We start from the raw sequence: 13,518 nt of genomic DNA on the forward strand, positions 1-13,518 counted from the left end.
AAACAATATTAAAGCAAAATCAAATATGTCCGGGAGGTTAAAGTCTATGGACCGATTTGCATTGATTCTTGTCGTAATCGGCGCGATCGCCTGGGGCGTCGTCGGAATTTTCGGACTGAACCCCGTCGCTTGGTTTACCCAGGGCAGTATGACCGCGTTGAGCCGAATTATATATACCCTCATTGGTCTCGGAGGAATCTGGTGCATAAAATTCCTTTTCCGCGAAAGGGAAATTGTCAAAAACCGCGAATGATGTTAAAGCAGCATTTAGGTTTTCTGCCTATGCTGCTTTACTTTTTCTTAATGAACTGAAACTACGCAAAATTAAAATTTATAGCGTATTTCAAATATATAATTCGTTTTTCACAAGATAAGGAGGTGGTTGCATGGCAAACATGAAAGTACCCAATAGATTATCAAGGGAAAAAAGTCCGTATTTATTACAGCACCAATACAATCCTGTAAACTGGTATCCGTGGTGTGAAGAGGCGTTTGAAAAGGCCAAGGCCGAGGACAAACCTGTTTTCCTTAGTATCGGATACAGTACCTGTCATTGGTGCCAAGTTTGTAATTAACAGCAATTTTTAACTACTTTAAAAACGGCTTATTTTAAAGGATTTTAGCCGTTTTTATAAGTATTCAATTTCGAAGGTTATGGTATTGCCTTCTCTATTATAATAAATTTTCTTAACTAAACTTCGTAGCAATTGATTTTGCTCTGTTGGAGTAGTAGCATTGTGCCAGTTTTTCTTAAAATCCTCAACCAATTTTTCTATTTCTTTATCGGAATAAATATAATCATTTTGGTTCTCTAATTCTATTATTTCTTGTTTAAGTTTCTTAATTTTAGGTTCTCTTCTTTTCTTTGCATCTGCAAAATCATTTATATCGTAGTTGCCTTCCTCTAATAGGGTTCTTGCTTTTCTTAAAGCATCTTCTTCTTTTTGTAGTTTAGCCTTTTTCTCATTTATAAGTTTTTCTCTTTGTTTTTTTTCTTCTTCATTTTCTGCTATCTTTTTTATTCTTTCTGCATCTACATAACTATTTATTATTGTGTTATATAATGCATTGTAAAAGTTCTCGTCCATTTTTACGCCTTTTTGAGGACATTTCACACCTAACGCCGATTTATAATAACACTTTGTGTAGTGATATATTTTTCCTGTTTTTTTCTCTTCACGTCCTATAGAGTAAGTCATAGTTCTACCGCATTTCTTACACACTAATAAGCCACTTGTTGGGAAAGTTCCTGCCCTGCTTTTTCGGGGGATTTTTTGATTCCTATTCATAATTTCCATTATTTTTTGATGTTCTTCCTCCGTTTTGAGAATCGGATGATTTCCAATGCCAACGCTCCATTCAGATTTATCCCTTTTTCTTACTTCTAATTTCCCAGACAAAGGTGTTTTTGTCCATTCGTTTCTTCTATAGATTACCTTACCCATATGAAATTCGTGTTTTAACAGTCTGTTAACAGCCGTTGAACTCCACATTTTACCGCTAGGAGATGGTTTGCCTTCTCTATTTAATTCAAATGCTATTTTTTCTGTGTTTACACCTTGTAAATACATTTTCTTTATTTTTTGATACACTTCATTTTTTTCTTCATTTACGATAATCGTAAAATCTACTTTAATTCTTCCTTTTTCATCCTGTGTAATATTACGTACTTTTTCATAAGGGTAAGGAGGATTGCCGTTTGTTAAACGTCCTTGTTTTGCTCCGTCTTTCTTACCGTTATACAGTCTTGTTTTTATTATGTTTAATTCTGTGTTCGACATCACAGATTGTATTCCAAGAAGTGTTAAATCTGCATTATCAGACAAATCATAGGCTCTATCTGGAGTGACTAAATATGTTCCAGAATATTGTAAAACATTTTTTATTATTCCAAAATCACTTGTGTCACCTCTAGAAAGCCTGTCCCAATGGACTACAAGAACAGCATCGTATTCTTTATTTTCAATTTTTCGTAATAATTCCATTATAATAGGCCTTTCAATCAAACTTTCTCCTGACACTACATTTTCATTGTATATTTCATATCTCCATTTGTTCTTTTGTGCATATTCAATAAGTCTTGCTCTATGCTTTGCAACTACGTCAGCATCTTCATCTCCACGACTCTTACGAAGATATATAGCAACTTTATTTACTTTACTTAAATCTGCTGCCATTACATTCACTCCTTCGGACAAGTTCTAACTATTATTGAGTATAACATATAGTCAAGAAACATGAAGTTCTGATTATTTCCTTTAACCAGACGAAAGTAAATGTATCTGCAAAAAATATTGAAATACTTGAAAATATAATGAATAATTTTGTACTTTATAATTGCCTCCTATAGATAAACATACCTGGTTGATTGAGGAAAGAGGTATTACATACATTGCCTCTTTCCAACGAAGGAAATTTTTAATTGAGCCCTATATCATATAGGGCTTTTTTATTAGATTTGATACTGCAATTTTCCCTTGAGCGCGCTAAAATGTATAAAAAAGTATCTCATTATTTTTGTACGTTTAGAAAGTCGATTTTTGACTTTTTTCAACAATAATAAAGGCTGTTTTTATAAGTTTAAAAAGGTATACTTTTCTAAACATAAGGAGGATAAAGTTAATGCAAAGAAATTACGCATATATAAGGGTATCTACAAAGGAACAAAATCTATCAAGGCAATTAGATGCTATTAAAGAATGTGGCATTGAAATAAATGAAAGAGACATTTTTGTGGATAAGTGCTCCGGTCGTGATTTTAATCGTCCAGAGTATCTTTTGCTTAAAAGAAGTATTAGAAAGGGAGATTTACTGGTTGTGACAAGCCTCGATAGATTAGGAAGGAATAAAACGGAAATTTTAAAAGAATGGGAATGGATGATTAATAATGGAATAGATATTATGGTTCTTGATATGCCAATCCTTAATACCCGTAAATACCGCCAACTTGATGGCATCGGTGAATTGATTTCAAATCTTGTTTTGCAAATACTGACATGGTTATCACAAGAGGAATTGAAAAACATAAAAGAAAGGCAGAAAATGGGCATAGAATCTGCAAAAAAACGTGGTGTAAAGTTTGGACGTCCCAAAATAATACCAAATAATTTTGAAGATGTTTATAATCGGTGGGTTAACGGGGATATTACTGCTGTAAAAGCAATGGAACTAACTGGCTTAAAAAAGAATACTTTCTATAACAGAGTTAAGGAATTTAAAGCAAAAAATTAACAAGATATATGAGTAATTTTAGTTTTTTATAGAATCTTATTACACTAAGCACTTTTTATATAAATTATAGCAATTAGTAAGGTTATCATGGTATATGTGGCAAGAGTAATTTTGATGATTGGATTTAGAACAATGACCTGAAAACTAGCGATAGCAATGTTTGAAAGTAATAATATATAAATATACCGCTTATTTCGTTCTTTCAATTTAAATCATTCCTTTCCTATATCTATTTTATATTTTACTCCTTGATTGTATTTAGGACCAGATTTTTTTCAAAATTGACGTTATACTTATAAAATGAAATAGGAGGGATAATAATGGAATATATAGAGTTTGCAAATCGGATGATTCAGGATTTAAAAAGAGAATTTAAAGAAGTTAGGCTGGATGAAAAAGACAGAATATATGTTGGTAGCGAGTTTACCAATGCTTCTTTGCCTTTAAAAACACTATATAAAGAACACCTTCTTGTAGGATATCAGAAAAATTTGCAAAACTACATAAAAATAATTTCGAATATTTTGAATTTTTACAGGTTTAGGTTAAACTTAAGCAATGTTTTTCCATTTGTAAAGCAAAAAGACTTCGGAGAAGGCATTAATAATAATTTTATAAAAGAAGATTTATTTTGCAATCTGTCTTTATTTTATGTGGTTGATATGGGAGAGGTTTTCAGATTTGTTCTACTTGATGATTTAGAAAATGCAAACATAGATTTGAAAGTATTAAGAAATGAAAGCATGAAAAATTTAAATAAAATAACAAATATTCTAAGTAGGCTTGATGAAAAACATCATATATATTCTTTACGCTTTAATTCTGATTTTGGAGCATCTCTATTTCTTACAGAAAATATACAACAACAAATTAAAAAAAAGATAGGAACAGATATATTATTTTGTATGCCATCATGTACTCGTTTTATTTGTACAGCATATGATGAACATATGTTAAATACTAATTTATATATACTGCGTCAATTAATAGATGAAGATGAGGATATAAACAAGATATCAAAAAATATATACAGAAGAGATGCACAAGGGGGCTATTCGATTGTTAATTAAGAATAATTGTATTTAATTCAAACATTATCCACTATAAAAATATTTACAAGCATCATTAAAGAAAGTATAATAGTGTAAAAGCGTAGTTGGTAAATATGGTTTTTTTAAGGATAAATGGTTTTCACGGAACCATTTATTCTTTTTTTGTAAGTTTACTATATATACACCTCGAGTAAGCAAAAAATAGAGTGTTAATTTCTACTTAAAACAATATGATAAGGACCTGCGCTTCCTAACAATATACGTTATACTAATAACATAAAAATGTTTTACAGGGGTGAAGAAATGATGAGTAAAAAAACTATTATTTTGTCTATTATTTTATCAAATGCATTCCCCATCATTGTAGGATATAGTGTATTTTATATTTTACTTACAGTTATAAAGCAAGTTCCAGCAGTAGGTCAGGAAGTATTAAAATTATGGTTTATACCATTTTCAGTGTTAACTGCTTATATAATCTACTCAATCAGAAAAGATTATAAATTATCAAAGCAAAAGGGAATATAGTAATAACAAAGAAAAAGTGCTTCTGCTTGAAGCGCTTTTTTTGTTCAGACCTCATACTATTCATGCAAAACTAAAGGCAGGTCATAACTTCTCATATTGTGAATTCACAGTGTGAGAAGTTATGACCTTTTTGTTTTATAAAGTGATACATTATTGTTGTGAGGAGGTGAGAGATACCTATGGATTTTTTGGGAGATAGAATTAGATATTTAAGAGAAAGTGCAGGATTAAAACAGAAAGATATGGCTCTCGAGTTTTCATTAAATGAAAATACATGGAGTCAGTATGAAACTAATAAAAGAACCCCTGACATAGATACAATTAAAAAAATTGCAGAGTATTTTCATGTTTCTATCGAGTATTTAATGGGATTAACAGATGTGCAATATAACCCAAAAGAAGAAGAATTTAAAGAAATGGTACATATTTATTATTCACTTTCAAAAGATGAGAAAAGAGAACTGATTAAAGAATTGAAGCAAAAATATGCAGGGAAAAGGAGGTGATTAGATTGTTTTTGGAACTACAAAAAAGCGAAAACAAGCAGTTGTACAGAGAGATGCTGTATGCAGTAGGGGCAATGTCAAGACTTTCAAGTGAAAGTTCAATTCCATACCTCGGTTATAGGGAAGTAGAAAATATTTTCTGTTTGGCATTCGGAGCGGAAAATTTATCAAGGTCCGACTGCTCGGCAGATGCCTCTAAAGACAGAATAGGAATAGGAATAAAAACTTTTTTAAATGGAAATGGCAGAACACTTCAAAAGATTGCTGAGTTTAATAGAGACAGCAGTTTATTCAGAGGGAAAACACCTAAAGAGATAGTTCAAATAGTATCTAATTTAAGAAATGAAAGAATTAGAGCAACTAAAAGAATTCACGGACTGGATGAACTGATATACCACTGTGTAGTAAGAGAAGAAGGCAAAATTAAAGTTTTTGAATGCCCGATGGATGAAATCGATATAAAAGGAATAAAAAACATAAATGCTGGAACGAAAAACATTATTGCTTTTGAAGATGGGAAAAATGAGTACAGTTTTAATTTATCAAAAAGCACTCTTTATAAGAGATTTATTACTGAAAATGTTCTTTTAGATATTGATGTAAATATAATTGAGAATCCTTTTGAGGTATTAAGAAATCTCTTTAAAGAATCTGCCGGCAAACTGAGATTTGCTCCAATAATAAAAGAAAAAGAACATGTTTTTCTGCCGTTGTTTTCTGATAGGGGTGGCAGACACGTACCAGAAAGAAGTGGCTTAAATCAGTGGAATGCAAAAGGCAGACCAAGAGACCCTAATGAAATATACATACCAATACCTGCTTGGATTCACAAAAAATTTCCTAACTTTTTTCCGCCGAGAGAACAGCCATTTAATTTGCTTCTTCCCAATGGTGAGGTTCTCAGCGCCAAGGTTTGCCAAGATGGGGGAAAAGCCCTAATGTCAAATCCAAATTTGGCGCTAGGCAAGTGGCTGTTGAGAACTGTAATGAATTTAAGAGAAGGAGAACTTCTTACATACAGCAGACTAGAAGAACTGGGGTTAGATTCTGTAGTAGTATATAAAGAAAATGAGAATTTATATTCAATAAACTTTACTGAAATTGGTTCGTATGATAATTTCTATGAAGAAAATAAATAATAATATTTTTAAAATAAGTCCTACTGCTAGGACTTTTTTATAAAAATATGCAGCGGCGTGCTGCTTTTTTTAAAAGTTGTGCTATACTAAATACAAAAGAAAAGGCTATCAGTACAGGGAGTGGTTATATGACAAGAAATTATAAAGTAGCAAGTATGTTTGCAGGTATTGGTGGAATTTGTTTAGGATTTAAAAGAGCAGGTGCAGATATTGTATGGGCTAACGAAATTGATAAATTTGCTTGTACTACATATAGAGAGAATTTTGGAAGTGATTATCTTGTTGAAGGGGACATCCGAGATATTAGTGTAGAGGATATACCTGATTTCGATATTCTTACATCAGGTTTTCCATGTCAGGCATTCAGTATTGCAGGATATCAAAAAGGATTTAAAGATGAAAGAGGCCATTTGTTTTTTGAAACACTGCGCATACTTGAAGGAAAAAAGCCAAGGGCGTTTTTTATAGAGAATGTAAAGAATCTTGTGTCCCATGACAGCGGGAAAACATTTAGAATTATATATGATGCTTTAAAAGAAGCAGGCTATCATATAAGGTATCAGGTTATGAACTCTATGGAGTATGGAAACGTGCCTCAAAACAGAGAGCGCATCTATATAGTCGGGTTTATAAATAAAGAAGAATGTAATAGATTTTATTTTCCAGACCCCATTCCGCTTACAAAGACTATAGATGATATTGTCAATAAAGAAGTTAAACAAGACGATAAATACTACTATGACCGCAGTTTAAAATATTATGATATGCTTAATGAGAGCATGAATAAAGAAGATACAATATACCAGTTGAGAAGAGTATATGTAAGAGAAAATAAAAGCAAAGTATGTCCTACACTGACTGCTAATATGGGTACTGGGGGGCATAATGTTCCGTTAATTAGGGATAAATATGGAATAAGAAAACTTACACCAAGAGAATGCCTGCTGTTTCAGGGTTTTCCAGAAAGTTTTAAAATTCCCGAAAATGTAAGTGATGCACAGTTGTATAAGCAGGCAGGCAACTCTGTTACGGTACCAGTTGTAGAAAGAATTGCGTCAAATATGATTTCAATCATGAGAGAATGGGATAGTGAAAGCAAACATGCACATAAGCCAGAAGGTTTAGATAGTACAGCGATTGCTTTGTAGTTAGGATGAGATTTGTATGAAATACAAAGCAATTGGAAAATTTCAAAAATATATTTTAGATTGGTATTCGAAGAATGGCAGAACATTTCCTTGGAGGTATACCTTTGATGCATATAAGGTTTTAGTTTCAGAAATACTCTTACAGCAGACAAACGTTGAAAAAGTTATAAATCCTTATAATACTATAGTAAAAAAATATAAATCCGTTTTGGAACTTGCTGATGCAGACATAATATTTCTTAAAGATTTATTTAAAGACTTAGGGTTGTTTTACAGAGCAGATAGGATTATCAGTATATCAAGACAAATTATTGAAATGTATGAGGGGATGATTCCAGACAAAAGGGAAGAATTATTAGCCATTAAAGGCATTGGAAATTATACAGGCAATGCAATTTTGTGTTTTGGCTATAATAAGCCTTATGCTATTGTAGACACAAATGTGATTAGAGTGTTTGACAGATTTTTTGGCTTTAAATCTTCCAGCAAACGTCCGCATACAGATAAAAAAGTATGGGAGTTTGCCCAAATGCTTATTCCAGAGGATAATTATGTTGATTATAATTATGGACTTTTAGATTTCGCTGCAGTAGTATGCAGGTCAAGAAAACCGATGTGCAGTAACTGCTTGATTTATGATATGTGCTGTTATAATTTAAATAACATTACATCAGATAATAGCAAAAACCCTATCAATAAATAAAATGTAAACACCGCATTCAATGCGAAAAAAGAATTATTATAAATATTATATGTTATAGAAGCAGAGATAAAGAGAAATGAATTAAAATCATTTCTCTTTATCTCTGTGAACTTAACTATTTGTAAAAAAGGACCTTACAACTTGGACACTATGCGCTATATTATGTTTAGAAGCATCTATTAAAAAGGAAATGGTCGCTACTTATACTGCTTATAAATTGCTGAGTAATGTCCAACATTCTGTTTGGTTTTAGTAATGATTCTTGTAAATGTAGAAATACCAAGGCTTGTGAAGTGACTTAAGGTTGGACATAATGAGTTAAAGAGATTATTTAACGCAATTAAAAATTCTGGTGATAGGCATGCACTCCGCAACTTGTGTATATTTAGAGTAGCATATCGATGTGGACTTCGTGCGACAGAGGTTGGACTATTAAAATTAGAATACTACAATAAATCCAAAGGAGAATTATACTGTAAGCGTTTAAAGGGCAGTTGGAATACTACAATTGCCCTAGACAAAAAAACTGCTCAAGTTCTGAATAGGTATATAAAAGAATATGGGATAAAAGAAGAATCGAAAATACTTTTTGAAAGCCAAGAACAGAAACCTATATCCAGAAAAACATTAGACTATTTAATGAAGCATTACTGCAAAATGGCGAATATAAAAGATGAAAACAAGTGGCATTTTCACTGTTTGAAGCACTCTACTGCAGTACATTTGGCAGAATCTGGCCTTGATATAAAAGAAGTTCAATTCTGGCTAGGACATAAATCTGTAAACTCTACTTTATGCTATTTTCAGTTTACTACCCAACAGCAAAAAATGATGCTGAAAAAACTAGAAAAACACAGCATGCTTGTATAAGAAGTACAAGCACGAATAGGCCATATGTATTTGCTAATACACATGACCTTTTATCGTTTGTATTAAATTGATTTAACACGTGTTAAAGGTTACTGGTTATAGAAGTGGAGAGTTTAATTTTTTGGTTATTGGTTGAATAGGGATTAATTTTTCGTATGATATATATATAAAGTCTTACGCCCTATCCTCCGCCATCTTCAAAAAAGAATGCTGGAGGACTAAATACTGAAGATGCTGTTAAATACTTTACATCATTATTTATTTGCTGTATAAGATATTTTTTTATCAAATTAATTATAATTAACAATTTAATAAGAAGAAATTTAAAATTTACTTTGTCTGGTTCGCTAAAATTACTAAAATCTATTTTTTCGCTAACTTTATTTGGAAGGTAAACAGGGTTAATAGTTTTTTCCTTTAATATTCTTATATAATTGTTTTGGGTTTTTTGTGGGTATTTCGCATCTATAAAATCTTTAGGCATCTCATTATAGTCATTAACAAATTCTATAAGGTTGCTGGCTTTTATTTTTCCAAACTCATTTTCAATTTTTTGTATCAGTTCGTTTTTATATAGGAAATGATTATTGAGATTAGCCTTTTTAATTGCATCCCAAAGCAAGTTTTCGCAAAACTGTTTTGTTAAGACATCTTTTATTGTCCTGTTATTTTTATAGTTGCGCCTTAAATATGCCTTTTTTACTTGGTATTCAAATCGCAAAACATTCTTCACTTTACTTAGCATAGCAAAGTCTGCATCTGACACGGAAGACGGTTTACTAATAGCCCTAGACTTTATTTCATCAAATTTAGAATAGATATTTAAAGCATAACTTCCGTTTCTCGCCTGTATGCCTGTTGAAAAAATATGTTTTTTTAACCTAAGATACTGCATTTTTTTAAGACACTCTAAATAGGTTATTTTATCCTTTTCATTATCCATATAATAGTGGACGAATGGATGAATTTCTGTACATATCCAATTTTGAAAGGAAGAAATATCTGTATTTGGAAAGAGTATTTTAATTTTGTGGTCAATTAGTTTTATAATTAAATCTGCATTATCAAGGTTATAAGGCTTGGCATTTGTTCCATAGTAAAATTTGGGAACAGAAAATTTAATTAAAAGTATTCCTTTTGGAAAATACCAAAATAGAAGATGTCCGTTCTTTTTAAAATATGAAGTAGTACCATCTTTTTTATTGACCCATTTTCTCCATTCATTTTCCAGAAGATAATTTATATCAATATATGCATAAGTATATGCGCGAAGCGAATCCACAGATACAGATGCCATGTACTCACCTCCTTTCCCTGAAACCTTTCCAAGGGAGTTGGAGGTCATTTTACATGGCAAATATAAGAATTCAAATTTTTAGGCGAAAAATTTTTAATTCCAAGGTTTAAAATTATTGTTAGACTTTAAAGGTTTACAAACTAATGCGATTTTAGAATCGCTCCTCTAAATAGATAGTATAAAAAGAATATAATATCAGAAACGGATTTAATTTGTATGCTTTTGATATAGAAACATAGATAAAACATTTTATAAGTGTTAGAAACTATTTTATTTGATTTAATATACTAAGAAACGGTTCTCTCTCTCTTGATAGGAAATCTTTTTGGAATATTTATTTATAAAAGAAAAATGAGGGGAGATAATTTTGAGTGAAAATAAAAAAGAAAAAACACAAAAAGGACAGCAGAATAAAATTGAAAAATTAATGAATACAATTATAAAACAGAACAAAGATGCTTTTAAGGAGTTAGCCAAAAAATAAGGGGTTGCAATATGCAACCCTTTGTACTTTATGATTTTTTGCAAATGGGTAAGACAACATAAAACTTTTTTGATCTTTTATAAAAATGTAGAAAAAGTTTTTAAACATTTATAAAAATATAAAGTTCTCTTACTCACCAATCTATACTCTGGAGCAGAAACCTCCAAAAAAATATGTGTTATGCTATAAATAGGTTGTAAAACACAAAAATTGGAGGTGCAACTCGATGGCAAAAATCAAATTTATTGTAAAAGAACTTAATAAACCATCGCAGTTGGCACTGTCCAATTTAAGCCGGGTAGTTTATACTAAAATAACTACTACAGAGGACACTTATAGTGCCAAGGATGGCACTATTACGAAATTGAACAGTGCTATAGAAAAAACAGCATAAAAAACAACTACCCCAAAAAAGGGCTACCGAGTATGCGATAGCCCTTTTAAATTTAATTGATTTGGATATATTATTTATAAAAATATTTTTAGTTAATAAGGAGGTGGTGCCATGACAGCGAAAAAGCGAATACCCAATAGATTAGTGCATGAGAAGTCACCCTATCTGCTTCAACATGCCTTCAACCCAGTCAATTGGTATCCGTGGGGCGAGGAGGCTTTCTCCCGGGCACGAAAAGAAGACAAGCCAGTCTTCCTATCTATTGGGTATAGTTAAATTGCTGTTAATGACGCACTTGTCATTGGTGCCACGTCATGGAGCGTGAATCCTTTGAGGACGAAGAAGTTGCAGATATACTCAACAGCAATTTCGTCAGCATAAAGGTTGACCGAGAAGAGAGACCGGACATCGACAACTTTTATATGGATGCTTGTGTCGCGCTGAACGGTTCAGGCGGCTGGCCCCTTTCCTGCTTTTTGACCCCTGACAAAAAGCCTTTTATGGTGGGAACCTATTTCCCAAAAAACGATGGTCGGTACGGAACCGGATTTATCACCATATTAAAATATATATCTGACATTTGGAAGTCGAAAAGAAAAGATATTCTCGAGGATTCTGAAACCATAGCCGCTCACATCAGCAGTCAGCCGAAAAAATCAAAGCGCAACGAAAACTGCAGCAGTATCGCCTATGGTCAGCTTTCCGGCAGCTTTGATCCGGAATACGGTGGTTTTGGTCACGCGCCGAAGTTCCCCACACTTCACAATATACTGTTTTTGCTGCGCTACGGCCTAATAAATGATGACAGCAACGCTTTTGATTATGTCAAAAAGACGCTCGATTCAATGAGAGCCGGCGGCATATTTGACCATGTCGGCGGCGGGTTCTGCCGTTATTCCACTGACAACAAATGGCTTGTACCTCACTTTGAAAAGATGATGTATGACAATGCGCTCCACATCATGGCATATTCCGAAGCCGGCGCGCTTATCGACAAAAAATACTTTGATACCGTCAGAGAAGTCGTTGATTTCTGTGTAAGGGACATGCTTCACCCTGACGGCGGATTTTATACAGCGATTGACGCGGACAGCGAAGGTGTTGAAGGCAAATACTACGTTTTTACCCCGAAGGAAATCTCAAAAGTACTGGGAGATAAAGACGGTGAAAGATACTGCAGACTCTACAACATAACACGGCAAGGAAATTTTGAGGGCAAAAACATTCCAAACCTCATCGGCGTATCACTTTCGGACGATGACAAAAGGTTTGCCGTTGACGCAAACAAGATGCTGCTCAATTACAGGCAACAGCGTATTCTGCCCGCCACCGACGATAAAATCATGACGTCGATAAACGGGCTTATGTCCGCCGCTCTCGCGGAAGCAGGCAGGATAATGGGAGAGTCCAAGTATTTGGATTATGCAAGCCGCAGCACGTCTTTTATTTGCAATAACTTAATAAAAGACGGCCGGCTTCTGAGCTATTGGAGGGACGGTGCGGCAGATATTCCGGCGACGTCGGACGATTACGCCTATTTCATCTGGGGGCTTATCGAGCTTTACGAAGCCGAGCATTATTCAGGCTGGCTTGCGCTGGCGCTGAAATACACTGACGATATGAACCGGCTTTTCTGGGACGATGAAAACGGCGGATATTTTATGACTGGGAAAGACGTCAGCGACATGCCGTTCCGCCAAAAGAATCTGCACGACGGCGCTATCCCGTGCGGCAATTCTGTCGCAGCATTTAACCTTGCGCGTCTTTCGAGGATCTGCGCAAAACCCGAATACGAACGCAGGGCCGAGGCAGTGCTCGAAGCGATGGCAAAGGAGATAAACGCATACCCGTCCTCATGCTGCGGAGCGCTCTGCGCTGACTTGTTTTTCAAGGCACGCGGGCGTGAGATAGTCTTTGTGAACGGGCAAGGATTGGATGAGCTTCTAAGTTGCCTGCCCTCATTCTCACCCTTTACCGTCACTGCTGTCTGCGGGATGGGATATGAACAGATGGATGAACTTGCACCTTTCTTAAAGGATTATAAATCGGAAAACGGAAAGGCTGCGGCCTATCTTTGCAGCGGCGGCACCTGCAAACAGCCCGTGTCCGACGTGGATGAGTTTAAAAAACTGCTTTTGGATAGCGATGAGGTATAGGAAAAGGAAC

General features: G+C 33.8%; 13 protein-coding genes and 2 pseudogenes. 13 read left to right on the forward strand and 2 right to left on the reverse strand.

The window, feature by feature from the left end:
* Nucleotides 1–46 precede the first annotated feature (46 nt).
* Both V6C21_RS06970 and V6C21_RS06975 read left to right on the forward strand, forming a co-directional pair.
* On the forward strand, nucleotides 47–253 hold the full coding sequence (locus V6C21_RS06970) for a DUF378 domain-containing protein (protein ID WP_034837093.1): 207 nt from the start codon (nucleotides 47–49) through the stop codon (nucleotides 251–253).
* A gap of 133 nt (nucleotides 254–386) precedes the next feature.
* Nucleotides 387–566, forward strand: a pseudogene (locus V6C21_RS06975) (DUF255 domain-containing protein); the annotation flags it as partial.
* Between the two features lie 63 nt (nucleotides 567–629).
* Here the strand turns inward: V6C21_RS06975 and V6C21_RS06980 are convergent.
* Nucleotides 630–2,177, reverse strand: a complete 1,548-nt coding sequence (locus V6C21_RS06980) for a recombinase family protein (protein ID WP_479268663.1) — start codon at nucleotides 2,175–2,177, stop codon at nucleotides 630–632.
* 445 nt (nucleotides 2,178–2,622) lie between these two features.
* Here V6C21_RS06980 and V6C21_RS06985 point away from each other — a divergent pair, with 445 nt between their 5' ends.
* From V6C21_RS06985 to V6C21_RS07020, 8 genes and pseudogenes are all read left to right on the forward strand, one after another.
* Entirely contained in the window at nucleotides 2,623–3,231 is a 609-nt protein-coding gene (locus tag V6C21_RS06985; RefSeq protein ID WP_479268664.1) for a recombinase family protein, read from the forward strand.
* A gap of 320 nt (nucleotides 3,232–3,551) precedes the next feature.
* Nucleotides 3,552–4,301 carry a DUF1444 family protein gene (locus tag V6C21_RS06990; protein ID WP_479268665.1) on the forward strand — a complete coding sequence of 250 codons (750 nt, stop codon included), beginning with the start codon at nucleotides 3,552–3,554 and terminating at the stop codon, nucleotides 4,299–4,301.
* Nucleotides 4,302–4,586: 285 nt separating this feature from the next.
* Entirely contained in the window at nucleotides 4,587–4,811 is a 225-nt protein-coding gene (locus V6C21_RS06995) for a hypothetical protein (RefSeq protein WP_034843225.1), read from the forward strand.
* A 179-nt stretch (nucleotides 4,812–4,990) separates the two neighbouring features.
* Nucleotides 4,991–5,317 carry a helix-turn-helix domain-containing protein gene (locus V6C21_RS07000; protein WP_034843222.1) on the forward strand — a complete coding sequence of 109 codons (327 nt, stop codon included), beginning with the start codon at nucleotides 4,991–4,993 and terminating at the stop codon, nucleotides 5,315–5,317.
* Nucleotides 5,318–5,322: 5 nt separating this feature from the next.
* Nucleotides 5,323–6,456, forward strand: a complete 1,134-nt coding sequence (locus tag V6C21_RS07005) for a restriction endonuclease PLD domain-containing protein (protein ID WP_034843219.1) — start codon at nucleotides 5,323–5,325, stop codon at nucleotides 6,454–6,456.
* 128 nt (nucleotides 6,457–6,584) lie between these two features.
* The gene (locus tag V6C21_RS07010; RefSeq protein ID WP_479268666.1) at nucleotides 6,585–7,604 is read left to right on the forward strand and encodes a DNA cytosine methyltransferase; all 1,020 of its coding nucleotides are present in this window, start codon (nucleotides 6,585–6,587) and stop codon (nucleotides 7,602–7,604) included.
* A 16-nt stretch (nucleotides 7,605–7,620) separates the two neighbouring features.
* Nucleotides 7,621–8,307, forward strand: a complete 687-nt coding sequence (locus V6C21_RS07015; protein WP_479268667.1) for an A/G-specific adenine glycosylase — start codon at nucleotides 7,621–7,623, stop codon at nucleotides 8,305–8,307.
* A 315-nt stretch (nucleotides 8,308–8,622) separates the two neighbouring features.
* Nucleotides 8,623–9,177, forward strand: a pseudogene (locus tag V6C21_RS07020) (tyrosine-type recombinase/integrase); the annotation flags it as partial.
* A 181-nt stretch (nucleotides 9,178–9,358) separates the two neighbouring features.
* Here the strand turns inward: V6C21_RS07020 and V6C21_RS07025 are convergent.
* Nucleotides 9,359–10,474: a hypothetical protein gene (locus V6C21_RS07025; RefSeq protein ID WP_479268668.1), complete on the reverse strand. Its 1,116-nt coding sequence runs from the start codon at nucleotides 10,472–10,474 to the stop codon at nucleotides 9,359–9,361.
* A gap of 710 nt (nucleotides 10,475–11,184) precedes the next feature.
* Between V6C21_RS07025 and V6C21_RS07030 the strand changes: the two genes are divergently transcribed.
* The 3 genes from V6C21_RS07030 to V6C21_RS07040 all read left to right on the forward strand — a co-directional run bounded on the left by V6C21_RS07030 (nucleotide 11,185) and on the right by V6C21_RS07040 (nucleotide 13,508).
* A complete protein-coding gene (locus tag V6C21_RS07030; protein ID WP_479268669.1) occupies nucleotides 11,185–11,352 on the forward strand; it encodes a hypothetical protein in 168 nt (55 codons plus the stop codon).
* 111 nt (nucleotides 11,353–11,463) lie between these two features.
* Nucleotides 11,464–11,628 (forward strand): DUF255 domain-containing protein, encoded by a 165-nt coding sequence (locus V6C21_RS07035; RefSeq protein WP_479268670.1) that lies wholly within the window; start codon nucleotides 11,464–11,466, stop codon nucleotides 11,626–11,628.
* A gap of 38 nt (nucleotides 11,629–11,666) precedes the next feature.
* Nucleotides 11,667–13,508 carry a thioredoxin domain-containing protein gene (locus tag V6C21_RS07040; protein WP_479268671.1) on the forward strand — a complete coding sequence of 614 codons (1,842 nt, stop codon included), beginning with the start codon at nucleotides 11,667–11,669 and terminating at the stop codon, nucleotides 13,506–13,508.
* Nucleotides 13,509–13,518 lie beyond the last annotated feature (10 nt).

The sequence above is a fragment of the [Clostridium] cellulosi genome, from assembly GCF_036762875.1.
In the GTDB taxonomy this organism is placed as follows: Bacteria; Bacillota; Clostridia; order Oscillospirales; family Ethanoligenentaceae; genus Ruminiclostridium_D; species Ruminiclostridium_D cellulosi.

What these genes read in the sequence shown, in the direction of transcription:
- V6C21_RS06970 (WP_034837093.1), top strand. Translation starts at nt 47, where the DNA reads ATGGACCGATTTGCATTGATTCTTGTCGTAATCGGCGCGATCGCCTGG.
- V6C21_RS06980 (WP_479268663.1), bottom strand. Translation starts at nt 2,177, where the DNA reads ATGGCAGCAGATTTAAGTAAAGTAAATAAAGTTGCTATATATCTTCGT.
- V6C21_RS06985 (WP_479268664.1), top strand. Translation starts at nt 2,623, where the DNA reads ATGCAAAGAAATTACGCATATATAAGGGTATCTACAAAGGAACAAAAT.
- V6C21_RS06990 (WP_479268665.1), top strand. Translation starts at nt 3,552, where the DNA reads ATGGAATATATAGAGTTTGCAAATCGGATGATTCAGGATTTAAAAAGA.
- V6C21_RS06995 (WP_034843225.1), top strand. Translation starts at nt 4,587, where the DNA reads ATGATGAGTAAAAAAACTATTATTTTGTCTATTATTTTATCAAATGCA.
- V6C21_RS07000 (WP_034843222.1), top strand. Translation starts at nt 4,991, where the DNA reads ATGGATTTTTTGGGAGATAGAATTAGATATTTAAGAGAAAGTGCAGGA.
- V6C21_RS07010 (WP_479268666.1), top strand. Translation starts at nt 6,585, where the DNA reads ATGACAAGAAATTATAAAGTAGCAAGTATGTTTGCAGGTATTGGTGGA.
- V6C21_RS07015 (WP_479268667.1), top strand. Translation starts at nt 7,621, where the DNA reads ATGAAATACAAAGCAATTGGAAAATTTCAAAAATATATTTTAGATTGG.
- V6C21_RS07025 (WP_479268668.1), bottom strand. Translation starts at nt 10,474, where the DNA reads ATGGCATCTGTATCTGTGGATTCGCTTCGCGCATATACTTATGCATAT.
- V6C21_RS07030 (WP_479268669.1), top strand. Translation starts at nt 11,185, where the DNA reads ATGGCAAAAATCAAATTTATTGTAAAAGAACTTAATAAACCATCGCAG.
- V6C21_RS07035 (WP_479268670.1), top strand. Translation starts at nt 11,464, where the DNA reads ATGACAGCGAAAAAGCGAATACCCAATAGATTAGTGCATGAGAAGTCA.
- V6C21_RS07040 (WP_479268671.1), top strand. Translation starts at nt 11,667, where the DNA reads ATGGAGCGTGAATCCTTTGAGGACGAAGAAGTTGCAGATATACTCAAC.